Origin of the sequence: Veillonella seminalis (genome assembly GCF_003992065.1) — a bacterium.
GTDB lineage: Bacteria > Bacillota > Negativicutes > Veillonellales > Veillonellaceae > Veillonella_A > Veillonella_A seminalis.
In genome coordinates this window covers 126,863-152,284 of the sequence record NZ_RQUZ01000003.1, presented here as the reverse complement: position 1 = coordinate 152,284, position 25,422 = coordinate 126,863, and the positions used below count along the sequence as shown (strand labels likewise).

The window sequence follows — 25,422 nt, the reverse complement described above, 5'->3', positions numbered from 1 at the left end:
TGATTTAACGGCTACAATTAATGCCCGATTTATAGTAAAATATTACTTTAGCGAAGTATATAAAAAGGAGGCAATCATGGAGACCTTGTGTAATGAGCGGTTTGTGGTAACCTATCAGATAGAAGCACCCGGTTATGAAGCGGCGAAAGCCATTGCTTGGGGTGTACAAGTGGAACAAACCATTGAATTTCCTTATGATTTTTTGACTGATGAAGATATTAAACGAGATATCGTGGGAAGGCTTGAATCCTTAGAGCCAACCGCTGATGGTAAATATTATTTGGCACGCATTTCCTATGGCGTGGAATGTACGGCTTTTGAAGCAACACAGTTTTTAAATGTAGTGTTCGGTAATTCATCATTACAACCGCATATTTGGGTTGTGGATATTGAATTATCACCGGCTTTGATTGGACGATTTAGAGGGCCTCGCTTCGGTTTGCTGGGGGTGCGTGAACTTGTGGGAACGCCGAAACGGGCTATGATTCAGGCTGTTATTAAACCGATGGGCACATCACCGGCTACGTTGGCTGATATGTGTCGTTCTTATGTAATGGGTGGTGCCGATGTGATTAAAGATGATCACGGCATTACGAATCAATCGTTTTGTTCCTTTGAGGAACGTATTAAACGTTGTGCGGCTGCTGTAGCGGAAGCCAATGCTCAGTCGGGGCGTCATACACTTTATGCAGCCAATGTGTCGGCTGACGGCGAAGCCGTATTGGAACGGGCTCATTATGCCAAAGAAATGGGAGCTACGGCACTCATGGTAGCACCGGCTCTTATCGGTTACGGCTGGCTCAATCGTTTGGCTGCCGATGATGAACTGGGTTTGCCAATCATTACTCATCCGGCCATGATGGGGGGCTTCGTCTTACCGGGAATTTCGGGAATTGCCGATTATTTGTGGATGGGGCTCTTGCCTCGTTTGTTCGGTTCCGATATGTCCATTTTTGTGTCCTATGGCGGTCGTTTTACTTTTACGGCACAGCAGTGTCAACAGATTGCCACTTATTGCACGAAGCCGATTGAAGGTTTAAAAGCCACTTGTCCGGCACCGGGCGGTGGTGTTACGGAGAAACGCTTGCCGGAATTACTGGACATCTATGGTTTGGATACGATGTTTTTGGTAGGCGGCGATATGTTCCGACGCGGACCGGATTTAACGGCTAATATGAAAGTATTCGTGGACTTATTGGCCCGTCACAGTTAAGTTTTCAGATATATAATGAGCATAGCGGAAGTGAGTATCGCTATGTTTTACCAAAGAGAGAAGGAAGAGTATGAGTTCAAGTGAATTGAGCGTTGATTTACAGACGAAATTAAGTAATTTAGAGGATACATTACAGCGTATGGGGAGCGCTGTAGTGGCATTTTCCGGCGGTGTGGACAGTACGTTTCTGGCCGCCGTGGCTCATAAAGTGTTGGGCGCTAAGGCACAAGCCTTTACGGTTAGCTCGCCGACTTTGCCGGAAGAAGAAATTAATGATGCCAAACGGTTTGCAAAAGCCATCGGCATACAGCATACAGTGGTGGAAATTAACGAATTGGCAATGCCGGACTTTACGCGTAATGATCCGGACCGTTGTTACTACTGCAAAAAGAGCCGTTTTCAAAAATTAATCGATTGGGCTAAAGAACAGGGCCTTAACGGTGTACTTGACGGCGGCAATTTGGATGATAAAAAGGATTATCGTCCGGGCATGCGTGCACTTGAAGAGTTGGGTACCGTGCGAAGTCCTTTGCTGGAAAACGGTTTTACCAAAGAGGACATTCGTGCGGCAGCCAAGGCTTGGGGGCTTGAAGTTTGGGATAAACCAAGTTCACCTTGTTTGGCTACGCGCATTCCTTATAATCATGAGATTACCGGTGAAGCTTTGACGATGATTGAAAAAGGTGAAAAGTATTTGCACCGATTCATTGACGGGCTCTTGCGCGTACGTTACCATGAAGGTATGGCACGTATTGAAGTAAGTCGTGAAGATTTTCAGGTGTTTGCCGATGATAAAAAACGCGAAGATATTCGTAAAGCTTTTGAAGAATTCGGGTTTACCTACGTCAGTGTAGACCTGCAGAGTTTTAAGAGCGGTAATTTAAACCGCGAAGTGGCTAAGTAAACCGGTATATAGTGAAGCACATCAGAATGTGCAGAATGATTATGCGGTTTAGTTGAAACTCAGTAAGTTAAGTCAGTTTTAAACGGTAAGAAGGAGTTATTTTGACAGGCAATAAAGTGACAGATGCATTGACAGATCGAGACCGTGCCATAGCAGCGGCTTATGAGCGATTGGAATCCTCGGAATCGCCGTTTGCGGTACATGTATTGGCCAGTGGCAGTCAAGGCAATGCAACGCTTATAACATATAAAAATACGACAATTTTAGTCGACGCGGGTATCAGTGCCCGGCGTATTACAAATGGTCTTAAAGCGGTGGGGTTGGGACTCGACAAATTGAGTGCCATTTGTATAACCCATGAGCATACCGACCATATGGCGGGATTGCCGCAACTATTGAAACAGTGCGATGTGCCGGTCTATACCAAAGCCGGAACAATGCGCGAAATTGTGAACCGCAAAAATCTTGACAGTAAGGCGTTTTGTGTTTTAACCAAAAATAATTTTACTGTCGGTGATTTCCAAATAGAAACTTTTCGCACCAGTCATGATGCGGCCGATCCGATGGGATTGTGTTGCTATAGCGGACAGCATAAATTGACGTTTATGACCGATACGGGACTCGTAGATGATACTATGTTAAAGTACCTGGATGAAAGTGATTTGCTCGTTTTGGAGGCTAATTATGATCCGCAAATGCTTAAATACGGTCCTTATCCGTTTGATTTAAAAAAACGCGTAGCCGGTCCATACGGTCATTTAAGCAATGAACATGCAGCACAGGCGCTGCTCATGATGAAACGGCCTGACCATTTGCAGGTAGTTATGGCGCACCGTTCAGAGAAGAATAATGAACAGGCGGTAGTAACCGATACGGTAACAACGGCTTTAACAGCCGAAGGGCTGATAATGAAACAGGATATAACAATTTATCACGGTCAACCTAAAGAAATGGTATCAATCCGTGCGTAGCTGATTTTTAGTCGGGAGGTTTATTATGGACAGCAAAAAAAGAGGCTTATTTATTCTGTTGGCAGTAGTGCTTATCATTATAGGCGCTGCGGGTGGTTATTTAACAGGTAATTTTTTCAGTAATACCAAGAGTACGACTCAGGAAACGACAGTAACCAATGACGGTAACAAAAAAACGGTTCCTCTTTCCGATAATCGCAATACGGCTATAGTAGCGGCCGTAAAAAAAGCGGGTCCCGCTATCGTAGGTATTACGACTAAAGTGTATGACCGAAATATTTTTGACCAACAGGTATTGGTTGGTGAAGGCGTGGGCTCCGGTGTTATTATCGATAAAGCCGGTTATATTGTAACGAACTATCATGTGGTGGCCCAGGCTAATAATCGAAAAGTAACCGTATCATTAAGTGACGGATCTTCACAGGAAGGTATGGTTGTAGGCGTGGATCCGCTTACTGATTTGGCCGTTGTTAAAATTAATCCGCCTGAAAAAATGCCGGTAGCGACTTTGGGTGATTCCGATCAATTGCAAGTCGGTGAACCGGCTATTGCCATCGGTAATCCGTTAGGTTTAGAATTCCAAGGCACCGTAACAGCCGGGGTAATCAGTGCTTTACATCGTACGATTAATATGGAATCACAACGATTCCCACTTATTCAGACGGATGCGGCTATTAATCCGGGGAATTCCGGTGGGGCACTCGTTAATGCAGACGGTGATGTGATCGGTATTAACAGTGCCAAAATTTCGCAAACAGGCGTCGAAGGCATGGGCTTCTCCATTCCTATTAATGAAGTAAAACCGATTGTTAAAGAACTTATTGAAAAAGGCAAAGTAGTTCGTGCTTATTTAGGCCTTGGTTTGATGGACAAAGCCACGGCAGCTAAATACGGCTTGCAGTTGAAAACCGACGGTTTGTTGGTAGCCCGTATTTACAGCGATGGTCCGGCAGCCAATAGCGATATTAACGAAGGCGATATTATTACGGCGGTTGGTGAAAAATCTATTACCAATTTAATGCAGTTGAAACAGATTTTAGACAGTCATAAACCGGGTGAGTCTTTGACACTCACCGTGCTTAGTAATGGTGCGGAACATACGGTTACCATTGAACTTGGTACAATGCCGAATGCAGCCGATTAAATTGTTAACGGGGAGGCAGGTGTAAACGAATTTATGAAATTTACTATATTGGCCGTAGGCAAACTTAAAACGGCCTATCTCCGTGATGGGGTTGCTGAATTTGTTAAGCGCCTTACTGTATATGGCGGTGTGACGATTACAGAATTAAACGAAAGTAAGTTGCCCAGTGCTGATGACAGCAAGCGGCAGGCCATTGTGGCTGAAGAGGGGGAACGGCTGTTAAAGCAAGTGAATCCGAAAAGCTATGTTGTTTTATTGGATGTAAAAGGTAAAACTATGTCGTCGGAAGCGTTGGCTGAAAAGATTGCCGACCTCGAAGTACAAGGCATCAGTGAAATGACGTTTATTATCGGCGGTGCTTTCGGCGTATCGGAAGCTTTGCGGATAAGGGCCGATTTCAGATTATCATTCAGCCCCATGACGTTTACTCATCAAATGGTGCGCCTTTTGTTGGTAGAACAAATTTATCGGGCTTGTAAAATTAATCGTCATGAACCTTATCATTGGTAAGGGAGCAGATGGAGGTAACAGCGTGACAGATAAAACAGATAAAACAGATAAAACAGATATGACAAATAAAGAGGTTCAGCAGAATCAGCAGACAACTGCAAATCAAACGACCGATTCAACTGACAGCAATCTTGCGAATTTTACGGGAATGCCAAGTTTAGAAACACTTTGGCAGGAACAACGGACAAAAGGCAGTGATGGCTTTTATTCGATGTATATAACCGCGGCTAAAACAGCACAGACAATTATTCAAAACAATTTGGATTTATTGATGCAACAGGCCGGTTCTTTAAATGTGGCGGTGGCCGAGTTTGTTGAGGCCGATACAGCGGTTGATCAATTGAAGGAACGGTGGGGATTTTTACAAAAAACATTGGAAGAAGTAGCTAATACGACACGTATAGTAAAAACCACCTTAGGTGCCTACGCTGATGCGGCTGTGTCGGTTCAGAAGTTGGAAGCCGGCGGTTTTACGGAACAGTATATTTTGCATCGCAAAGAAGAATTGGGCATGCAAAACGGTGACTTGACTAAACTTTTGGTTGAATTTAGTCGCTACGCACAGACCTTGTTAGATGCGTTGATCAGCGAAAGTAAAACGGCGGATCTTATTAAAAAACAAGGGAATGCGGGAGACGCAAATCATAAAGTGCAGATGGCTTTATATCAATCCTGGTTGCAACACGCTTTTGAAGTCAATAAAATTTTGGAAGGTCGATTAGTATTTATCAGCGGCCTTTTGGAATCTTTGAAAAAGGATTTGACAACACTCCAAGTAAGCAAGATGGAACAGGATGTTCAGGAACGTGCCAGGCAGGTTGCGGCGCGACGCTATAAGGCAAAGGTGGAAGATGTAACAGATTACGATGATTTGGAAGGTCAATATCGCAATCGTTATGATGAGGATGGCAATTTAATCGGCGTTGATGAGGGCGGCACCGGCGGTAACCGCCGCGGCTGGCAGGTTGTCATTGTAATGGCCGCTATCGTATTGGCCGTTATTGCTTATTTTGTACTTAAACGATAAAAATAAATTAATTTAGCAGGAATTTTCGATTAATTTGTCAAAGATAATATATATAAACTGTAATCAGAATATGTGCAAGAGTTTAAATATTACTAAGCTGCTTAGCAGTGTTTAAATCGGCACAAACAGTAATTTTATAGTGAGGGAGGTAATCCTATGTTAATAGCTGAAGCTATGAATAAATACCCTGCAACGGTAACTAAAGAAACGTCAATTAATGAAGCTGCTAAATTATTGGTTAAATATAAAGTAGCCGCTTTGTCCGTAGTTGATGAAGATAATAAGTTGGTCGGTATCATTACGGAAGGCGATTTACTTTATAAAAAAGTACGCCCTCATGCCCCTTATTATGTGAATGTATTGGGCGCCAGCATTTATTACAGCGGCATCGGTGAATATAATGCGCAGTTCAAAAAACTCTTGGCCGCTCATGTAGAAGAATTAATGACTACCGAAGTTATTACCTGTTCGCCGAAAGAAGAAGTGGAAAGCGTAGTAGCCACCATGTTGGAAAAACATTTGAAGTCAGTTCCGGTAGTCGATGAAATGGGGACTGTAATCGGCGTATTCAGCCGTCACGACGTAATGGAGCTCATTGCGAAAGAAAATTAAAATAAAATCACGACTTTAATCACATAAAATTGCATACATTCAAATTTTATGATAAGATAAGGAATGCAATATTATAAAACAGAAATTTTGGGCATTTAGCCCTCAAGGAGGACATATTTTCATGAATGCAACTGTAACCCCTGTTGATCAACATAAGGTAACCTTAACAATCGAAGTACCTGCTAAAGACGTAACCAAAGGTATTCAGCAAGCTGTAAAACGCATTGCCGGCCAGGTAAATATTCCGGGCTTCCGTAAAGGTAAAGCACCTCGCCGTATTTTAGAAATGAACTTCGGTAAAGACGCTATTATGGAAGAAGCTTTTGAAGTAATCGCCGGTCGCGCTTATCAGGAAGCTTTAACTGCTAACGAAATCATTCCAGTAAGCGAACCTGAAATCGAACGCGTAACCTTTGAAGAAGGTAAAGACTTGGTTTTCAAAGCAACCCTTACTAAACGCCCTGAAGTAACGCTTGGCGAGTACAAAGGTCTTGAAGCTGAAAAACAGGATGCTACGGTAACTGATGAACAGATTCAGGAACAGTTAGACAATATCCGCAATCAGCAGGCTAAAATGGTAGTAGCTGATAAAGATGCTAAATTACAGAAAGATGACTTTGCTGTTATCGACTTCGCCGGTTCTATCGACGGCAAACCATTTGACGGTGGCGAAGGTAAATCCTATCCGCTCCAAATCGGTTCCGGCAGTTTCATCCCGGGCTTTGAAGACCAATTGATCGGTCATGCAGCCGGCGATGATGTAGAAGTTAAGGTAACCTTCCCTGAAGATTACTTTGTTAAAGAATTGGCTACTAAAGAAGCTGTATTCAAAGTTCATGTTCATGACATTAAACGCAAAGAATTGCCTGAATTGAACGATGAATTCGCTAAAGAAGCAAGTTCTTACGAAACTATTGAAGAATTAAAAGCCGATCTTCGCAAAAACATGGAAAAAGATGCTGCACATCGTGCTATTGATGCTTACAATGCTGAACTTATCGAAAAAGCAGTTAAAAATGCATCCGTAGATATTCCTGAAGTTATGGTTGATGACCGTGTTGAACAGATGATTCAAGAAATGGCTATGAATTTGGAAAGCCGCGGTTTGAAATTAGAAGACTACTTGAAATTCTCCAACAAAACTATGGAAAGCCTTCGCGAAGAATATAAAGCCAATGCGACTGAAAACGTTCGTGCCGACTTAGTATTGGAAGCGATTGCTCAAGCTGAAAAAGTTGAAGTAACTCCTGAAGATATGAACATGGAAATTTACATGATGGCACAGCAGTTCGGGGCTGATCCAAAAGAAGTTATGAATATTATTGTTAAAGAAGGCCGTGTAGCTATGTTGAGAAATTCTGTAGCTCGTAAAAAAGCCGCTCGTTTCATTATCGAACAGGCTAAAGGCGCAGAATCCCAGGAAAAATAATTCACGGGCTATATAGGTACATGGACACATGAGGTGAAAATTTTATGTATGTACCGGTAGTTGTAGAGCAAAGCGGACGTGGTGAACGTTCCTATGATATTTATTCTCGTTTGTTAAAAGACCGAATTGTCTTCTTGGGTGGTCCTATTAATGATGATGTGGCCAACCTTGTAATTGCACAACTACTCTTTTTAGAAGCGGAAGATCCAGATAAAGACATTCATTTGTACATTAACAGCCCCGGCGGTGTTGTAACAGCCGGCATGGCTATTTATGATACGATGCAATATATTAAGCCGGATGTATCTACCATTTGTGTAGGCTCCGCAGCCAGCATGGGTGCAGTCCTTTTGACAGCAGGTGCCAAAGGCAAACGCTATGCGTTGCCGCATGCCCGCGTTATGATTCACCAACCGCTTGGCGGCGTACAAGGTCAGGCTTCTGAAATTGAAATTCATGCACGCGAAATTTTACGCATGCGTGAAGAATTAAACGGCTTATTGGCTTCTCACAGCGGTCAGCCGATTGATGTTATCGCTCGCGATACCGATCGAGACAACTTTATGAGTGCCGAAGATGCTGTTAAATACGGCTTGATTGATGAGGTATTAACTCGCCCTGTGGCAACAGGCAAATAATTAGGAGGACTAAGCTTGAAAAAAGACGAAAAAGAAACGTTGCGTTGTAGCTTCTGCGGGCGCACCGGCGACGAAGTTCGTAAACTTGTGGCGGGTCCTAATGTGTATATTTGTGACGAATGCGTAGAAGTTTGTCAGAATATTATTGATGAGGAACTCGGTCAAAGCGATGAAGACGGATTTTCATTGAAACATGTACCTACGCCTCATGAAATTAAGGCTTATTTGGATGAATATGTAATTGGTCAGGAGGCTGCTAAAGTCTCCTTGGCCGTTGCTGTTTATAATCACTATAAACGGTTACAGGTAAATAATACGGTAGATGATGTAGAATTACAGAAAGCCAATGTGTTGTTTATCGGACCGACCGGTAGCGGGAAGACTTTGTTGGCACAGACTTTGGCTAAAATGCTGGAAGTTCCGTTTGCCATTGCCGACGCTACCAGCTTAACCGAAGCAGGTTATGTCGGGGAAGATGTGGAAAATATTTTGCTCAAACTTATTCAGGCTGCCGATTATGACGTGGCCAAAGCTGAGCGAGGCATTGTTTACATTGACGAAATCGATAAGATTGCTCGTAAATCCGAGAATCCGTCTATTACCCGCGATGTATCCGGCGAAGGTGTGCAGCAGGCATTGCTTAAAATACTAGAAGGTACGGTAGCTTCCGTTCCACCGCAAGGAGGACGTAAACATCCGCACCAAGAATTAATACAAATCGACACTACGAATATTTTGTTCATCTGTGGCGGTGCGTTTGACGGCCTTGAAAAGGTTATCTCCAAACGTACGGCTAAGAAGACTTTGGGATTCGGTGCCGATATCCAGAAGCAGGAAGAAAAAGACGTGTCTGCTATTTTGAAGGAAGTTGTTCCGGAAGATTTGCAGAAATTCGGCTTAATTCCTGAATTCATCGGACGTTTACCGGTTATGGTAACGCTCGATCCTTTAGATAAGGAAGGCTTAATTCGCATTTTAACAGAGCCTCGCAATGCATTAACGAAACAATACGAAAAGATGCTCTCTTTAGAAGATGTAACTTTAACGTTTGAGAAAGATGCTTTAGAGGAAATTGCGGCGGAAGCAATGAAGCGCAATACAGGGGCTCGTGGATTACGATCCATTATCGAGAAAGTAATGAAGCAGGTTATGTATGATGTTCCTTCTCAGAAGGGGATTACTGGCTGTGTCATTACCCGCGACGCCGTAAAAGGCACTGCGGATCCTGTACTCAAGAATGAGTCTGCCGTAAAGGGCATGAATTAATTGTAAGTCTAAGAAACTCATTTCCTTTGGAATGAGTTTCTTTTTGTAAATATAAACTTGAAAAGGAGCCTATATGAGTGAGACGAATTTTTCGCTGCCTTTAGTACCGTTACGCGGTATGGTAGTGTTCCCCAAAGTAGAAGTTCGACTGGACATCGGTCGTGACAAATCCATCCGGGCCGTTGAAGAAGCTATGGCGAATGAACGTTTATTAGCTGTGTCTGCTCAATTGGATGACGAAGTAGAAAAACCGACGCAAAAAGACATTGCCGAAGTGGGTACTATTGTCAAAATCAAACAAATGCTTCGCTTGCCGGGGGGCTTGGTTCGCATTTTGGTTGAAGGTATTGCCCGTGCTAAAGTGGTTGATATAGATGAAAGCGGCGTATATTATCGCGCCACTATGGAAACTTTGGTTTCTCAATATGACGATCATGTGGAAATTGAAGCGTATCGTCGTTTGGCACAGTCCAATTTCTTGAAATGGGCGGAAGAAACCAAATTGGTTACGGAAGATGAAATTCGCCGTGTTATGGAACGCACCGACGCTTCGGAAACGGCTGACCAGATTGTGCAATTCTTACAGACAGAACTCGTTACCCGCCAAAGTTTTTTGAGCGAATTAAACGTGTTACGTCGTTTAAATATGGTAGTAGGTGCATTGAATATGGAGCTTCAAATCTCTGATTTGGAAAATTCCATTAACAATCAGGTGCGCCAACAAATGGAAAAAGCGCAGAAAGAATATTTCTTGCGTGAAAAAATCCGTGTCATTCATAACGAGCTGGGTGATAAATCCGATCCGGATGAAGAAGCGGAAGAATTGCGTGAAGAACTTAAGAAACTTAATGTATCCGATGAAGTACGCGAACGTATTGACAAAGAAATCAGTCGTTACAGCCGTATGCCGTCCATGATGCCGGAAGCGAATATTTTGCGCAATTATCTCGACTGGGTACTTGCCTTGCCTTGGGATAAAGTAAGCGAAGACCGTTTGGATATCGGTGAAGCAGCTACTATTCTTGACCATGATCACTATGGTCTTAAAAAGGTAAAAGAACGTATTTTGGAATTTTTGGCGGTTCGTAAATTATCCGACTCTTTGAGCGGTTCCATTCTTTGCTTGGTAGGACCTCCGGGGGTTGGTAAAACATCCTTGGCTACATCTATTGCCAAAGCTATGAATCGTAAATTTATCCGTGCGTCCTTGGGCGGCGTGCGTGATGAAGCAGAAATCCGCGGTCATCGTCGTACCTATATCGGTGCTTTGCCGGGCCGTATGATTCAAGGCCTTAAAAATGCGGGAACCCGTAACCCTGTATTCTTGTTGGATGAAATTGATAAATTGGCATCTGATTATAAAGGTGACCCGTCTTCCGCATTACTCGAAGTACTTGACCCTGAACAAAATAAAACATTCAGCGATCACTTTATTGAAATTCCGTTTGATTTCTCCGATGTATTCTGGATTACTACGGCCAATGTACCGGGTAACATTCCTGCTCCTTTGATGGACCGTATGGAAGTTATTGAACTTTCCAGCTACATGGAAGATGAAAAACTGGAAATTGCCAAACGTTATTTGGTACCGAAACAAATTAAGAAAAACGGCTTATCCGGTCATAGTGTAAAATTGTCCGATGCTGTACTTCGTAAAGTTATTTCCGAATATACCCGTGAAGCCGGTGTTCGTACTTTGGAAAAAACAATCGCCAAGATTTTCCGTAAATTGGCCTTTGAAATTATCAACGGGTCCGAATCTGCGCCGCGTGTAACTGTTAAAAACTTGTCCCGCTATTTGGGTGCCCCGATTTATTTGGAACAGGAACGTGAGAAGAATGCACAGGTCGGCTTGGTATGCGGCCTTGCCTGGACATCCGTAGGCGGTGTAGTATTGCCTTGTGAAGCGACTACCATGGCCGGCAACGGTAAATTGGCCTTAACCGGCAGCCTCGGCAAAGTTATGCAGGAATCCGGTCAGGCAGCCTTATCCTATATTCGTCATAATGCCAAAGATTTGAAGATTCCTGAAGATTTCCACAAAACGATGGATATTCACGTCCATTTGCCGGAAGGGGCTACGCCTAAAGATGGTCCGTCAGCCGGTATTACCATGACGTTGGCTATTGTATCGGCCTTAACAAATCGCAAGGTTCGTTCTGATTTGGCCATGACCGGTGAAATTACATTACGCGGTCGCGTATTGCCAATCGGCGGTTTAAAAGAAAAATTATTGGCCGCTTTGCGTTACGGCATTAAAGAAGTATTAATTCCGCACGGTAACATTAAAGATCTTGAAGAAATGCCTGAATCGGTCATTGAAGGCCTTCAGATTACACCGGTAAAAACAATGGATGAAGTGTTGGCAAGAGCATTTGTAAAATGATGAAGCAGAAGAAAAACACACCAAGACAACCTAAACCCGTATACACATGTAAAGCACCGCAGGGGCCGCGCATTATTGCCTCTAAATATGTGGCTTCAGCTGTACGCCCCGACCAATATCCGGAAGGGGATACGGTGGAAGTGGCCTTTTTGGGGCGCTCCAATGTGGGTAAATCTTCACTGATTAATTCGCTGTGCAATCACCGAGGCCTTGCCTTGGTGAGCGGACAGCCCGGTAAAACGAAGACTATTAACTTTTTTACTATTACATCCAAGGAAGATATCAGTGAGACTGAAGAACGCCGTTATGAATGGTTCTTAGTGGATTTGCCGGGGTATGGGTACGCTAAAACTGATAAGAGTAATCGAAATATATGGTCTTCCTTTATTGCCGATTATATTTTACAATCAGAACGACTGATGTTGCTTTGCTTGTTGGTAGACGGCCGTCATCCGGAATTACCAATCGATCAGGAAGCCTTTAACTGGCTTCGTGAAGCGGGTGTACCGTTACAAATTGTGGTGACGAAGGTAGACAAATTGAACAGTAAGGAACGACAACAAAACATGCGTTTCATCAAGGAAAATTTCCCTTGTGAAGCACCGGCTATTCCGTACAGCTCACTTAAGCATACGGGCCGTGAATTGTTGTTGCAACGCATTAATCAAGTGATTGTGGGGGTCGACGAATGAGTTTGGAAAAAGAACTGGCATTAATTGAACAAGTAAAAGCAGACCTCGTAAAGGTGGAAGCCTATTTGGCGGAGTCCTTGCAAACCGGTTCTGAAGATTTTAACCGCTTAATTCGCCCCATTTCGGCGGCCGGCGGTAAACGCTTGCGGGCGCGGTTATGTTTGCTTATAGCCGGCTCCGGTAAAGCCGAAGAATTTGATCGTATTCGTATCGCAGCTGCCGTGGAAATGTTGCATTTAGCGACATTAATCCATGATGATGTACTCGATCAGGCAGCGGTGCGTCGCGGTGCGACTGCTATTCATTGCAGCAAGGGCAATAAGGTGGCCATTTTAAGCGGTGACTATTTATTTGCCAAAGCGTTTGATATAGTGGCTCAAATAGGTTCGGTTGAATGTTTGCATGTATTTTCTTTTATTATTTCCGCTTTGGTGGAAGGCGAATTTATGCAAATGGAAGATATATATCGTTTAGATCAAGGCATTGAACGTTATTTGACGAAGACACAAAAGAAAACAGCCGATTTTATTGAGGCTTGTTTGGAATTGGGGGGCATTCTCGGCAAATGGTCAGAGTCTGACATTCAATTATTAAAGCAATACGGTCACGGTCTGGGCATGGCGTTCCAGATCACGGATGATATTATGGATTACAGTGCTACGGCGGAAACAACGGGAAAACCGGTAGGGAAAGACTTGCGTGAAGGCCTCATTACCTATCCGTTATTATCCATCGTCAACGATAGTAATAAAGCTGAAGTTACCGCTGCCGTACAGGCTATTGCGGATGGAAAAGCACCGGATGAATTGATTGCTTATGTGGCAACCGAAGGCGGCGTAGCAAATGCTGAAAAATTGGAAGCCGATTATCGCGAAAATGCTCACAAGGCATTGGAAGGACTGCCTGCATTCGCCGGCAAGTCAGTGTTGTATGAAGTATTAGATTCATTGGCTGATAGAAAGGTGTAATATATGGAATCGTTTCAGGTACGCGATTTTAATGACCCGAAACGAAAGCCTTCCTTGAATAGTGTTTTGGCGCAAAAGGAACGTCTGAAAGCAGCTGAACAAATTCGCCGCGGTGAAACGAATGATGAAGTATTATCTGATGATTCAAAGACTGCTGCCGGTGAGGTGGCAACTGTTGATTTGGCTACGGTTGAGTCGCAATATACGCCGTTAGAAGAACAGATTATGGCTGAAAATAAGGCTATGTCTTTGGTCGGGCATTTAGGTGAACTGCGTAAGCGAATTATTATTTCGGCTATCGCTATTTTGGTGGGCTTTTGTGTCGCTTATTATTACGTAGATGATATTATGGACATGCTTGTGGCACCGGCCGGAAAATTGTATTATATGCGGCCTACCGAAGCTTTCTTTACCTATATGAAAGTGTCTTTTGTAGCCGGTATTATCGGGGCGTCGCCAATCTGGCTTTATGAAATCTGGGCCTTTATTATTCCGGCATTAACGAATCGGGAAAAGAAATTAACGAATTGGTTTTTACCGTTTGCTATCATATTGTTTATTATCGGTATCGTATTTTCCTATACCCTTGTGTTGCCGGTGGCCATAAAGTTCTTTATCGGTTTTGCGACCGATGAATTACAGCCGTTGTTTTCTATCGGTCAATATTTAGATTTTGTCATAGCTTTTGTTTTGCCCTTCGGTTTTATTTTTGAATTACCGATTGTCATGATTATTTTGGCAAAACTAAATTTGATTACTTCGGCATTTTTGCGGTCGAAACGAAAAATATTTATTTTCCTGTCATTTGTTATCGGTGGGTTTATTTCGCCGACACCGGATATGTTTTCACAAACTATGATTGCCATGCCTATGATTATTCTCTATGAATTGAGTCTGTGGATGGTGGCCAAGGTGATGAAACGGTAGATAAAGAAAATTGACAGGTACGTAATTTTTAGATATTATGAGTAGAGATACAGTTGTGTCAAATTCTTGGATATCAGGTAGGGCCTGATTGCCGTATTTCTACAGCCGTATTAAATTGATAGTTGTATAACAAAGCTGAGATAAGGAAAAATCTTCTCATAGCGTGGCAGAGAGCGTTGGTAAGGTGCGAGCAACGTACGTAAAAGGAAGAGGGTAGCCTTTGAGCTGACTTGATGAAGCAATCGTTTGGATTGTGCGTAGTTTTGTCCGGTTAACCCCGTTAACGGTAAAGAGTGATTGCAACGGCAATAATCTAGGTGGTACCGCGGAAGTTGAGCCCTTTCGTCCTAATGGACGAGAGGGCTTTTTTTATATCATTGAGGAGGAACTGCCATGAGTGAGTTCAAAAATTTAACAACCTATAATCCGGGGGAAATTGAGAAAAATTGGTATGAATTTTGGGAAAAACAAGGTTACTTCCACGAAGAAGTAGATGAATCTAAGAAACCGTTCAGCATCGTATTGCCACCGCCAAATGTAACAGGTCAACTTCACATGGGCCATGCATTGGACAATACTTTGCAGGATATTTTAATCCGTTTCAAACGTATGCAGGGTTACAATGTTCTTTGGATGCCGGGTACGGACCATGCCGGTATCGCAACGCAGGTAAAGGTAGAACAGAACCTTAAGGAAACTGAAGGTAAAAGCCGTTATGATCTGGGCCGTGAAGAATTTGTAAAACGTGTATGGAAATGGAAAGAAGAATACGGTAGCACGATTGTAAAACAGATTCGCAGTTTAGGCGCTTCCTGCGACTGGACTCGTGAACGCTTTACTTTGGATGACGGTTATTACAAAGCTGTTCGTGAAGTATTCGTAAGTTTATATGAAAAAGGTCTTATTTATCGCGGCGAACGCATTGCCAACTGGTGTCCGAGCTGTCACACGGTTCTCAGTGATATTGAAGTAGAACACAGCGACGAAGCCGGCCATTTATGGTTTATTAAATACCCGGTAGTTGGTGAAGCAGGTCGATTTGTAACGGTTGCCACAACTCGTCCGGAAACTATGTTCGGTGACGTGGCGGTTGCGGTAAATCCAGAGGATGATCGTTATAAAGATATTATCGGCAAAACGTTGTTGTTACCGTTCGTAAATCGCGAAATTTCGGTAATTGCCGATGATTATGTAGATCCAAGCTTTGGTACCGGTTGTGTAAAAATTACACCGGCTCATGACCCTAACGACTTTGAAATGGGACAACGCCATAATCTTGAATCCATCGTAGTTATGAATCTTGAGGCGACTATGAACAGTGAAGCCGGTCACTTTGAAGGTATGACTCGCGAAGCGGCTCGTAAACAAGTAGTAGCTGAACTTAAAGAACAGGGGCTTCTTGAAAAAATCGAAGACCATGAACACAGTGTAGGTCATTGTTCTCGTTGTAACACCATCGTAGAACCGCTCGTATCCAAACAGTGGTTTGTAAAAATGGCTTCGCTCGCTGAACCGGCTTTGAAAGTAGTAAAGGATAAAGATATCGAATTCGTACCGGAACGTTTTACCAAAACTTATACCAATTGGTTGGAAAACATTCGTGATTGGTGTATTTCCCGTCAATTATGGTGGGGCCATCGCATTCCTGCTTGGTATTGCGATGATTGCGGTGAAATTATCGTATCCAAAGAAGATGTTATTGTATGTCCTAAATGCGGCGGTCACGTACATCAGGAAGAAGACGTACTTGATACTTGGTTCAGTTCCGCTTTATGGCCGTTTGCTACTATGGGTTGGCCGGAACAGACTAAAGAATTGGCTCAGTGGTATCCTACCAGCGTAATGGTAACCGGTTATGATATTATCTTCTTCTGGGTTGCCCGTATGATTTTCATGGGCCTTGAATTTGAAAAAGAAATTCCGTTCAAACATGTATTCATTCACGGACTCGTACGAGACAGCCAGGGCCGTAAAATGAGTAAATCCTTGGGCAATGGTATCAACCCGCTTGATGTAATCAATGAATACGGTGCCGATGCACTTCGCTTTACTTTGGTAACCGGTAATACACCGGGCAATGATATGCGTTTTTACATGGAACGTGTAGAAGCTAATCGAAATTTTGCAAATAAGATTTGGAATGCCGCAAAATTTGTTATAATGAACTTAGATAATTACGATCCTGAGTTTGTACCGAATGAAGAAGACTTTGCTTTGGCGGATCGCTGGATTATTGATACCTACAATAATGCTGTGGCCACAATTACCAACAACCTCGATAAATTCGAATTAGGCGAAGCGGCTGCCGGCGTATACGACTTCATTTGGAACAGCTATTGCGATTGGTTTATCGAATTGGCCAAACCGCGTCTTTACAATAAAGAAGGCGGACGTGACCGTGCTGTTGTTCAATACTTATTGGTTACTATTTTGCGTCACATGCTCGAATTATTGCATCCGTTCATGCCGTTCGTTACCGAACACATTTGGCAACACTTGCCACATGAAGGCGAAAGTATCGTAGTGGCTCCATGGCCGACGGCATTACCGTTTGCCGACCAGAGCACTGCCGCAGCTCAAATGAACATTATGATGGACGCCATTAAAGGCATTCGTAACATGCGTGCCGAAATGAATGTACCGATGGGTAAACGCAGTGCCGTTATTTTGGCTGTAACTGATGAATCGCTCCGCACTATGGTAAGCGAACATCAAGATTACTTTAAAACGTTGGGTTGGGCTGAATCGGTAACAATTTTAGGCGCCGACGATGCTAAACCTGAAAATGCTACGGTAACCGTAGTAAACGGTCTTGAAGTATATCTCTTACTCAAAGATTTAATCGACGTAACCAAAGAACGGGAACGTTTGACTAAAGAAAAAGAAACATTGAAAAAAGAAATTGCTCGTTTAGAAGGTAAATTAGGTAATCCGGGCTTCGTGGCCAAAGCACCGGCAGATGTAGTTGCAAAAGAACAAGCCAAATTGGCTGAATATCAGCAGAAACAACAAGCTGTTATTGAACGTGAAGAATTTCTTAAAACCTTATAGGAGGTAATCATGACGTACGCAGAGGCAGTGGCCTATTTAGACAGTTGTGTATCTTTTGGCATCAAACCCGGTTTAGATCGAATTCGTGCTTTACTGGACGAATTAGGTCATCCGGAACGCTCGTATAAAACGATTCATGTAACCGGTACGAACGGTAAAGGTTCGGTTACCGTGTATATCGATTCGGTGCTCACCACCAGCGGGTATCGCTCCGGTCGTTTTACTTCGCCACATTTAATCAGTTATACCGAACGAATTTCCGTCAATGGTCGCCATATTACGGAAGAAGCATTTGGCGAATTGATTGGCAAAGTAAAAGAAGCCGTAACCAAAGTCGAAGCCAAAGGTTTGGAATTGCCGACTCAGTTTGAAGTATTAACGGCTGCTGCCTTCCTGTTCTTTGCGGAACAGCAGGTTAACTATGCAGTTATAGAAGTGGGTCTTGGCGGCTTACTTGATTCTACGAATGTAATTACACCGGAAGTATCTGTTATTACCAATGTGTCCATGGATCATCAGGCATATTGCGGTAATACAATTCATGATATTGCAACGCATAAGGCGGGCATTATTAAACCGGGCCTTCCTGTGGTAACAGCGGCTCAAGGGGAAGCCTTGGCGGTTATTAAAGATAAAGCGAAAGAGCTGAACTCTAAGATTTATGTTTTTAACGAAGATTTTAAGATTACCAGCCGTACCGTTACCGAAGATGGTCAAATGATTACTTTAGAAGATAAAGACGGTCATAAAGACATGCTCTTTACTAAAATGGTAGGTGTACATCAAGCTGTTAATATGGCTTGTGCTTTCCGTGCCGTGCGTGTTTTAATGGAATGTGATGAAGTAATCAGCGAAGAAACTTTGCGTGAAGGTTTGGCTCGTGCACAATGGGCCGGTCGTTTTGAAATTATTAAAAAACTTGATCGTACGTTTGTTTTTGACGGCGCTCATAATGCCGGCGGTGCTGAAGCATTCCATTTGACGTATGAAGAAGTATTTGAAGACAGACAGAAAGCTATTGTGCTGTCCGTCTTGAAAGATAAAGAAGTAAAAACTGTTATTGAACAGTTGGTAAACCCATATGATACTGTAATTACCGTGCCGGCTCCGACACCGCGTACATCTACGCCGGAAGAATTGGCCGAATATGTACCGGGTGTTGCGCAGACAGCGGCAACCGTTAGCGAAGGTATGGAAAAAGCCATGGAAGCAACTCAGGCCGGTGATATCATTGCAGTAGCCGGTTCCTTATATATTCTTGGTGAAGCAGAAGAGTGGTTAAACGCTCAGTAAAGGAGAACGTATTGACAGGTGCAGTATCTTTAGGCGGGGGCCGACAGCTGAAACAATATATTACGCGACTCCTGTACGCCATTATTTTGGTCATGCCTTTACATCCATGGCTGGGCGATGCACTGGTCATTATTGCACTTTTACTCAGTGTTTGGGATACGTTGCGTTATAGTCCGTTGTCCAGGCCGGCTTCCTGGTTACAATGGTGCGTGTTGGGCTTTATGGGGTGGAGTTTTTTATCTGCCCTCGGCTCAGCCAGACCGATGTGGACGACAATGAGCTGGCTCTATAATGTAGGTATGTACGGCGGAATTTATTTCCTCACATATCGCTACTTACGAGAGCTGGCACAGTGGCGTGTCTTTTTGCGTATTTTTATGTGGTCCGCCTTTATTGTTTGCCTGGTCGGTGTCTATCAGTATATGACGACGTCCATGGAGTTTTTAAAACAGTGGGTGGATGCGACTCATTTTCCGCTATTGAAGCGGCGTATGTTTGCCACATTACAGAATCCGAATCTGTTCGGTGAATATTTATTGATTGTCTTGTCCATGGCGGGAACGGGAATTTTTCAGGGGCTCAAAGAAAAACGTTGGCGACTTTTGGCATGGATGGTGCCGATGGCCTTGTTTTTCTTGGTTTGTATGACTCTGACATATTCACGTGCTATTTGGCTCAGCTTTGCCTGTGTGGTAGTATATTGGGGCATTGTTATCGATCGACGCTTGCTTTTGTCGTTGTTGGTTATTCCCATCGTGTTGTTTGGCTACCATGGTGAGGTGGCATCGAGATTATGGTCGCTCTTTGACGGCAATGATACCTCGGCTATACTCAGATGGGCTTTATGGGACAGTACAACCTATATGATTGCGGATTATCCGATTTTCGGTATCGGTTGGGATGCATTCTGGTTCGAATACCCGCATTACAATTACTATATTCAGTCCACTAATGTGATAATCTATCACGCACATAACATGTTTTTAAATGTATTGGCTGAAATCGGTATTCCCGGTGTGCTGTTTTATTTTACGGCTATTTACGGTCATGCTGTTTATGCATTGCGCTTACCGAAAGCGACTATCAGCAACATTGTAAAGTATGGTATCGGTGCGGTTGTAGTGGGCATAACGGTGAGTGGTCTCTTTGATCATGATTTGTTCAGCCACCAGGTATCGGTTATTTTCTGGCAGTTGTTAGGCTGGGCTTCATCTGTTTTATATACTTACAAACATAAGTCCGTCGAACAGCTTGAAAATGAATCTGAAAAATGAGCAGATTCAAATAAAAAATAATTAATTTATTGAATGAGCTAAATCTAAATAAATAATAAGAGAATATCGAATATATTGAAATTGCTGACATGATTAATAATTTTGATAACACAAGTTATTGCCAACCGAAAATTTTAGATGTCAGTTGACAATATATCCTAAAAAAGTATAGGTATGATGATAATAATTCATCATACCTATACTTTTTTGTATATGAAATATCATTTATGCATATTGGTTGACAAAGAAAAATAATTCTTCTAAACTTAGCCATAGTTTGAAGTATAATTCTTTAAACAACATCTAATTATGTCGATGAAAGAGAAGATTTTCGATACGGTAAAATGTGAGTAAATTCAAAAAAATATTCACAAAAAAAGAGGATATTTCAAACTTTTGTCGAATATGTATTAGTATTGGAATGCGGAAGTACAATTTAATGTCATTCAAACTTTTTAAAGGAGATGGTAGTGATGATTAACATCCTCGATCGCGTGCAAGGCAGTGCTCTTCAAGCTAGAATCGTTACAGCTGAAGAAGCAGCTTTGTTGATCAACCCGGGCGACCATGTGGGTATTAGTGGTTTTACCCCATCCGGTTATCCGAAAGCAGTTCCTTTGGCCTTAGCAAAACGAATGGAAAGCGATCCATTCCAGATTGACTTGTGGACAGGCGCTTCAGTTGGTGATGAAGCTGATGGTGCTTTAGTTCGAGTTAATGGGATTGCCCGTCGTTTCCCTTACCAGACAAATGGTGATATGCGTAAGGCTTTGAACGCCGCGAAAGTACGCTACAACGACATGCATCTCAGCCATGTAGCTCAGAATGTTCGCTATGGTTTCTATGGCGACTGCGATGTAGCAATTGTAGAAGCTGTATGTATCCGTGAAGACGGTGGCATTGTTCCATCAACTTCGGTAGGCAACACTCCAACCTACATTCACAAAGCTAAGAAAGTTATTGTTGAAGTTAATGTATCGCAACCTATGAGCTTAGTAGGTATGCATGATATCTACGAACCATTGGATCCTCCATATCGTCAACCATTACCTATTACCGGTCCTGGTAACCGTGTGGGTACACCTTATATCCCATGTGATCCTGAAAAAATCGTAGCTATCGTACCATGCGATATTACCGATAAAACTCGTCCATTGGCAGCTATTGATGACGATGCAAAAGCAATGAGCCAGCATTTAATCGAATTCTTCCAGAATGAAATTAAACATGACCGCTTACCTAAGAATTTATTACCGTTACAATCCGGTGTAGGTTCTGTAGCAAATGCTGTTATTAGTGGTTTGGCACAAGGTCCGTTCACAAATCTTTCAATCTTTACCGAAGTTATCCAAGACGGCATGTTCGATCTTATTGATGCCGGTAAAGTTGAAGTATGTTCCGGTACTGCATTATCGCCATCCCCAGATGGATTAAAACGTTTTTATGATAACGTTGATTTGTATTCGAAGAAAATTATTCTTCGGCCGCAAGAACTTTCCAATAGTCCTGAATTAGCTCGACGCCTCGGCGTTATTGCTATGAATACAGCTATTGAATTTGATATTTTTGGTAATGTAAACTCCACTCATATCATGGGTAGTAAGATGATGAACGGTATCGGCGGTTCCGGCGACTTCGCTCGTAACGCTTATATCTCTATCTTCTGTACAAATTCAGTAGCCAAAGATGGTGCTATCAGCTCCGTTGTTCCAATGTGTTCCCACATTGACCATACAGAACACGATGTAATGGTATTCTGTACTGAACAAGGCGTTGCTGATTGCCGTGGTTTGGCTCCGGAAGAACGTGCTCGTTTAATCATTAAAAACTGTGCACATCCGGATTACAAACCAATGTTAGAAGATTACCTCGAAAGAGCCATTGTAGCGACAAAACACGCCCATACACCGATTTTGCTCGACGAAGCTCTTTCTTGGCATAAACGTTTCCAAGAAACTGGAAGCATGAAGAAGTAAAGGTTTATTTAGGAGGATGATGAAAATTATGGCTAACGAAGCTCTAAAAGCTAATCTCGCCAAATATGAGGCAGAAGTTGCAGAAAAGATTGCTAAATTCCCAGAACGTAAAAACTTGAAGTACAACCGTTTATACACTCCACTTGATATTGAAGGTTTTGACTATGAAAAAGATTTAGGGTTCCCTGGTGAATACCCTTATACTCGTGGCGTACAACCTACAATGTATCGTGGTCGTTTCTGGACAATGCGTATGTATGCCGGTTTCGCAACTGCTGAAGAATCCAACAAACGTTATCGTTACCTTATCGAATCCGGTGCTACCGGCCTTAGTTGTGCATTTGACTTGCCAACTCAGATCGGTTATGACTCCGATGACGCTATGGCTGAAGGCGAAGTTGGTAAAGTAGGGGTAGCAATTGACTCCTTGAAAGATATGGAAATCTTGTTCGACGGTATCGACCTCGGTAAAGTTTCCACTTCCATGACAATCAATGCTCCTGCATCCGTTCTTCTTGCTATGTACATCGCAGTAGCTGAAAAACAGGGCGTACCTGCATCCGCTTTGATGGGTACTATCCAGAACGATATTCTTAAAGAATATGCCGCTCGTGGTACTTACATTTTCCCACCAAAACCATCCATGCGCTTGATTACCAATATTTTCGAATATTGCTCTCAGAATGTACCAAAATGGAACACAATTTCCATTTCCGGTTACCATATTCGTGAAGCCGGTTCCACTGCTGCACAGGAAATCGCATTCACAATTGCTGACGGTATTGCTTACGTAGAAGCTGCTTTGAAAGCCGGCTTAGACGTTGATGCTTTCGCTGGTCGTTTATCCTTCTTCTGGAATGCTCACAACAACGTACTTGAAGAAGTTGCTAAATTCCGTGCGTCCCGTCGTTTATGGGCTCACATCATGAAAGAACGTTTTGGTGCTAAAAAAGCTAAATCCATGATGCTTCGTGTACATACTCAGACTGCCGGTTCCATGTTGACTGCACAACAAGTTGATAACAACATCGTTCGTGTAGCTTTACAGACTGCCGCTGCTGTAATGGGTGGTACTCAATCCTTACATACAAACTCCCGTGACGAAGCTTTGGCACTTCCTACAGAAGCTTCCGTACAGGTTGCTCTTCGTACTCAACAGATCGTTGCTTATGAATCCGGTTTGGCTGACGTAATTGACCCATTGGGCGGTTCCTACTATGTAGAAGCTATGACTAATGCAATTTACGATGAAGCTGCCGAATACATTAAGAAAATCGACGAAATGGGCGGTGCTGTAGTAGCTATTGAAAAAGGTTACATCCAGAAAGAAATTCAGGAATCTGCATACAAATGGCAGATGGAAGTTGAATCCGGTCTCCGCACTATCGTAGGCGTTAACAAATTCCAGGTTGAAGAAAAACCTGTTGAAGGTCTTCTTCGTGTAGACGCTTCCGTAGGTGTTAACCAGGCTAAGAAAACTCAGCAAGTTCGTGCAGAACGTGACAACGCTGCAGTTGAAAAAGCATTGGCAGCACTTAAAGAAGGGGCAAAAGATGAAAATGTTAACCTTATGCCATTAATTCTTGATGCAGTTCGTACTTATGCAACATTAGGCGAAATTTGTAACGTATTACGTGAAGTATTCGGCGAATACCAAGCTCACTCCACGTTATAATTCTCAAGTATAATAAGCAAACGATTAGTTCGGAGGTAATCTATCATGGCAGAAAAACGTATTCGTGTATTAGTAGCAAAACCAGGTCTTGACGGTCATGACCGTGGTGCTAAAGTTGTAGCTCGCGCACTTCGCGATGCTGGTTTTGAAGTAATTTATACTGGTCTTCGTCAGACGCCGGAACAAATTGTTGCAGCAGCTGAACAAGAAGACGTTAATGTTGTTGCATTGAGCCTTCTTTCCGGTGCTCACAACACATTATTCCCTAAAATCGTTGAAATGTTAAAAGAAAAAGGTATGGGTGACGTTCTTGTAGTAGGCGGCGGCGTAATTCCTGATGCTGATATCCCTGGTCTTAAAGATGCAGGTGTTGCAGCAGTATTTACTCCTGGCACGCCTACAGGCGATGTAATCGAATTTATCAAAGCTCACGTAAAATAAGATGTTTTTTAGTAACAGGCTCGGATTTTTACAAGTCTGGGCCTGTCACTATATAGGAAGGCGGTGCAACCAATGGATTTAGTCAAAGAACTATTAAACGGTTCCCGACTGGCCTTGGCAAGAGCCATTACTGCAGTCGAAAGTGAATATGATGAAGCAATCGACATTATGAAAGCGATTTATCCTAAAACGGGTCGTGCTCGTATTTTAGGGGTTACCGGGGCTCCAGGCGCCGGTAAGAGTACCTTGACAGATAAAATTGTTAAACAATATTTACAGCAAGGTAAAAAAATCGGTATTGTTGCAGTGGATCCGACCAGTCCGTTTTCCGGTGGTGCCATCTTGGGTGACCGTATTCGCATGAATGATTTGACGTTAAACGAAAACGTATTTATTCGTAGTATGGGGACTCGAGGCAGCTTAGGCGGATTATCTAAGAAAACATCTGATGCGGTTAAGCTGATGGATGCGTTCGGTATGGACCTTGTAATTATTGAAACCGTAGGTGTCGGTCAATCAGAAGTTGATATCGTTAAAAATGCTGATAGCGTTTTGGTTGTACTTGTACCTGGTCTCGGTGATGACATCCAGGCCATCAAAGCCGGTATTTTGGAAATCGGCGATGTATTCGCCATTAACAAAGCCGACCGCGACGGTTGCGATAAGCTGAACGTTGAAATTGAAATGATGCTCGACTTAGACTCCCGTGAGATTAAGTGGCGTCCTCCGATTAAACGTACCATTGCCAGCAAGGACGAAGGTGTTGATGAATTAGTCGAAGCGTTAGATGAACATTTCGAATTCTTGGAAGACAGCGACGAATTAAGTGTTCGCCGTCAAGACAGAACAAGAAATGAAATCATCGCTATGATTAATGAACAAATCGGTCGTCGCGTTGCTGAAGTAGTGGTAGCGAGTGACGAATTTGACAGCCAAGTAGATGCTGTAAACCAGCGTCAAAACGACCCTTATACAGTGGTCAACAAAGTCTTGGCAGATGTTTTAAAAATTTAAATGATACCAGC

The 25,422-nt window shown here is 42.9% G+C and carries 21 protein-coding genes and 1 other annotated feature; all 21 genes read left to right on the top strand.

The features are described 5' to 3' along the window. The first annotated feature begins 85 nt into the window (after positions 1-85). Positions 86-1,213, top strand: a complete 1,128-nt coding sequence (locus EO126_RS03190; protein ID WP_040770881.1) for a RuBisCO large subunit C-terminal-like domain-containing protein — start codon at positions 86-88, stop codon at positions 1,211-1,213. Positions 1,214-1,283: 70 nt separating this feature from the next. Continuing rightward, the gene (gene larE / locus EO126_RS03185; RefSeq protein ID WP_006555174.1) at positions 1,284-2,117 is read left to right on the top strand and encodes an ATP-dependent sacrificial sulfur transferase LarE; all 834 of its coding nucleotides are present in this window, start codon (positions 1,284-1,286) and stop codon (positions 2,115-2,117) included. A gap of 101 nt (positions 2,118-2,218) precedes the next feature. Then, positions 2,219-3,088, top strand: a complete 870-nt coding sequence (locus EO126_RS03180) for an MBL fold metallo-hydrolase (RefSeq protein WP_006555173.1) — start codon at positions 2,219-2,221, stop codon at positions 3,086-3,088. 25 nt (positions 3,089-3,113) lie between these two features. Further along, a complete protein-coding gene (locus EO126_RS03175; protein WP_006555172.1) occupies positions 3,114-4,232 on the top strand; it encodes a S1C family serine protease in 1,119 nt (372 codons plus the stop codon). Positions 4,233-4,265: 33 nt separating this feature from the next. After that, positions 4,266-4,742: a 23S rRNA (pseudouridine(1915)-N(3))-methyltransferase RlmH gene (gene rlmH / locus EO126_RS03170; RefSeq protein ID WP_006555171.1), complete on the top strand. Its 477-nt coding sequence runs from the start codon at positions 4,266-4,268 to the stop codon at positions 4,740-4,742. 22 nt (positions 4,743-4,764) lie between these two features. Continuing rightward, positions 4,765-5,769, top strand: a complete 1,005-nt coding sequence (locus EO126_RS03165) for a hypothetical protein (protein WP_127007534.1) — start codon at positions 4,765-4,767, stop codon at positions 5,767-5,769. 156 nt (positions 5,770-5,925) lie between these two features. After that, a complete protein-coding gene (locus tag EO126_RS03160; protein WP_006555169.1) occupies positions 5,926-6,381 on the top strand; it encodes a CBS domain-containing protein in 456 nt (151 codons plus the stop codon). A gap of 121 nt (positions 6,382-6,502) precedes the next feature. Further along, the gene (gene tig / locus EO126_RS03155) at positions 6,503-7,810 is read left to right on the top strand and encodes a trigger factor (RefSeq protein WP_127007532.1); all 1,308 of its coding nucleotides are present in this window, start codon (positions 6,503-6,505) and stop codon (positions 7,808-7,810) included. Between the two features lie 44 nt (positions 7,811-7,854). Next, positions 7,855-8,448 (top strand): ATP-dependent Clp endopeptidase proteolytic subunit ClpP, encoded by a 594-nt coding sequence (clpP, locus tag EO126_RS03150; protein ID WP_006555167.1) that lies wholly within the window; start codon positions 7,855-7,857, stop codon positions 8,446-8,448. Positions 8,449-8,463: 15 nt separating this feature from the next. Beyond that, positions 8,464-9,714: an ATP-dependent Clp protease ATP-binding subunit ClpX gene (gene clpX, locus EO126_RS03145; RefSeq protein WP_127007530.1), complete on the top strand. Its 1,251-nt coding sequence runs from the start codon at positions 8,464-8,466 to the stop codon at positions 9,712-9,714. A 73-nt stretch (positions 9,715-9,787) separates the two neighbouring features. Further along, positions 9,788-12,100 (top strand): endopeptidase La, encoded by a 2,313-nt coding sequence (lon, locus tag EO126_RS03140; RefSeq protein ID WP_127007528.1) that lies wholly within the window; start codon positions 9,788-9,790, stop codon positions 12,098-12,100. Then, the gene (gene yihA, locus EO126_RS03135) at positions 12,097-12,792 is read left to right on the top strand and encodes a ribosome biogenesis GTP-binding protein YihA/YsxC (protein WP_040770722.1); all 696 of its coding nucleotides are present in this window, start codon (positions 12,097-12,099) and stop codon (positions 12,790-12,792) included. The genes lon and yihA overlap by 4 nt, the downstream gene beginning before the upstream one ends. Continuing rightward, positions 12,789-13,760 (top strand): polyprenyl synthetase family protein, encoded by a 972-nt coding sequence (locus EO126_RS03130; RefSeq protein WP_127007526.1) that lies wholly within the window; start codon positions 12,789-12,791, stop codon positions 13,758-13,760. The genes yihA and EO126_RS03130 overlap by 4 nt, the downstream gene beginning before the upstream one ends. A gap of 3 nt (positions 13,761-13,763) precedes the next feature. Beyond that, positions 13,764-14,687 (top strand): twin-arginine translocase subunit TatC, encoded by a 924-nt coding sequence (gene tatC, locus EO126_RS03125; RefSeq protein WP_006555162.1) that lies wholly within the window; start codon positions 13,764-13,766, stop codon positions 14,685-14,687. Positions 14,688-14,815: 128 nt separating this feature from the next. Next, positions 14,816-15,040, top strand: a binding site (T-box leader). A 40-nt stretch (positions 15,041-15,080) separates the two neighbouring features. Then, positions 15,081-17,738, top strand: a complete 2,658-nt coding sequence (locus EO126_RS03120) for a valine--tRNA ligase (RefSeq protein WP_127007524.1) — start codon at positions 15,081-15,083, stop codon at positions 17,736-17,738. 9 nt (positions 17,739-17,747) lie between these two features. Further along, complete coding sequence (locus EO126_RS03115) at positions 17,748-19,031, top strand: bifunctional folylpolyglutamate synthase/dihydrofolate synthase (RefSeq protein ID WP_127007522.1); 1,284 nt, start codon at positions 17,748-17,750, stop codon at positions 19,029-19,031. Between the two features lie 11 nt (positions 19,032-19,042). Continuing rightward, on the top strand, positions 19,043-20,305 hold the full coding sequence (locus tag EO126_RS03110; protein WP_127007520.1) for an O-antigen ligase family protein: 1,263 nt from the start codon (positions 19,043-19,045) through the stop codon (positions 20,303-20,305). Between the two features lie 473 nt (positions 20,306-20,778). Further along, on the top strand, positions 20,779-22,281 hold the full coding sequence (locus EO126_RS03105; RefSeq protein WP_006555158.1) for an acetyl-CoA hydrolase/transferase family protein: 1,503 nt from the start codon (positions 20,779-20,781) through the stop codon (positions 22,279-22,281). Between the two features lie 28 nt (positions 22,282-22,309). Next, a complete protein-coding gene (locus EO126_RS03100; protein WP_006555157.1) occupies positions 22,310-23,956 on the top strand; it encodes an acyl-CoA mutase large subunit family protein in 1,647 nt (548 codons plus the stop codon). A gap of 45 nt (positions 23,957-24,001) precedes the next feature. Further along, positions 24,002-24,397: a cobalamin B12-binding domain-containing protein gene (locus EO126_RS03095; protein ID WP_006555156.1), complete on the top strand. Its 396-nt coding sequence runs from the start codon at positions 24,002-24,004 to the stop codon at positions 24,395-24,397. A gap of 72 nt (positions 24,398-24,469) precedes the next feature. Further along, positions 24,470-25,411: a methylmalonyl Co-A mutase-associated GTPase MeaB gene (gene meaB, locus EO126_RS03090; protein WP_006555155.1), complete on the top strand. Its 942-nt coding sequence runs from the start codon at positions 24,470-24,472 to the stop codon at positions 25,409-25,411. Positions 25,412-25,422 lie beyond the last annotated feature (11 nt).

What these genes read in the sequence shown, in the direction of transcription:
- EO126_RS03115 (WP_127007522.1), top strand. Translation starts at nt 17,748, where the DNA reads ATGACGTACGCAGAGGCAGTGGCCTATTTAGACAGTTGTGTATCTTTT.
- EO126_RS03160 (WP_006555169.1), top strand. Translation starts at nt 5,926, where the DNA reads ATGTTAATAGCTGAAGCTATGAATAAATACCCTGCAACGGTAACTAAA.
- EO126_RS03100 (WP_006555157.1), top strand. Translation starts at nt 22,310, where the DNA reads ATGGCTAACGAAGCTCTAAAAGCTAATCTCGCCAAATATGAGGCAGAA.
- EO126_RS03130 (WP_127007526.1), top strand. Translation starts at nt 12,789, where the DNA reads ATGAGTTTGGAAAAAGAACTGGCATTAATTGAACAAGTAAAAGCAGAC.
- clpP (WP_006555167.1), top strand. Translation starts at nt 7,855, where the DNA reads ATGTATGTACCGGTAGTTGTAGAGCAAAGCGGACGTGGTGAACGTTCC.
- tig (WP_127007532.1), top strand. Translation starts at nt 6,503, where the DNA reads ATGAATGCAACTGTAACCCCTGTTGATCAACATAAGGTAACCTTAACA.
- meaB (WP_006555155.1), top strand. Translation starts at nt 24,470, where the DNA reads ATGGATTTAGTCAAAGAACTATTAAACGGTTCCCGACTGGCCTTGGCA.
- rlmH (WP_006555171.1), top strand. Translation starts at nt 4,266, where the DNA reads ATGAAATTTACTATATTGGCCGTAGGCAAACTTAAAACGGCCTATCTC.
- EO126_RS03105 (WP_006555158.1), top strand. Translation starts at nt 20,779, where the DNA reads ATGATTAACATCCTCGATCGCGTGCAAGGCAGTGCTCTTCAAGCTAGA.
- EO126_RS03095 (WP_006555156.1), top strand. Translation starts at nt 24,002, where the DNA reads ATGGCAGAAAAACGTATTCGTGTATTAGTAGCAAAACCAGGTCTTGAC.
- EO126_RS03120 (WP_127007524.1), top strand. Translation starts at nt 15,081, where the DNA reads ATGAGTGAGTTCAAAAATTTAACAACCTATAATCCGGGGGAAATTGAG.
- larE (WP_006555174.1), top strand. Translation starts at nt 1,284, where the DNA reads ATGAGTTCAAGTGAATTGAGCGTTGATTTACAGACGAAATTAAGTAAT.
- EO126_RS03175 (WP_006555172.1), top strand. Translation starts at nt 3,114, where the DNA reads ATGGACAGCAAAAAAAGAGGCTTATTTATTCTGTTGGCAGTAGTGCTT.
- tatC (WP_006555162.1), top strand. Translation starts at nt 13,764, where the DNA reads ATGGAATCGTTTCAGGTACGCGATTTTAATGACCCGAAACGAAAGCCT.
- yihA (WP_040770722.1), top strand. Translation starts at nt 12,097, where the DNA reads ATGATGAAGCAGAAGAAAAACACACCAAGACAACCTAAACCCGTATAC.
- lon (WP_127007528.1), top strand. Translation starts at nt 9,788, where the DNA reads ATGAGTGAGACGAATTTTTCGCTGCCTTTAGTACCGTTACGCGGTATG.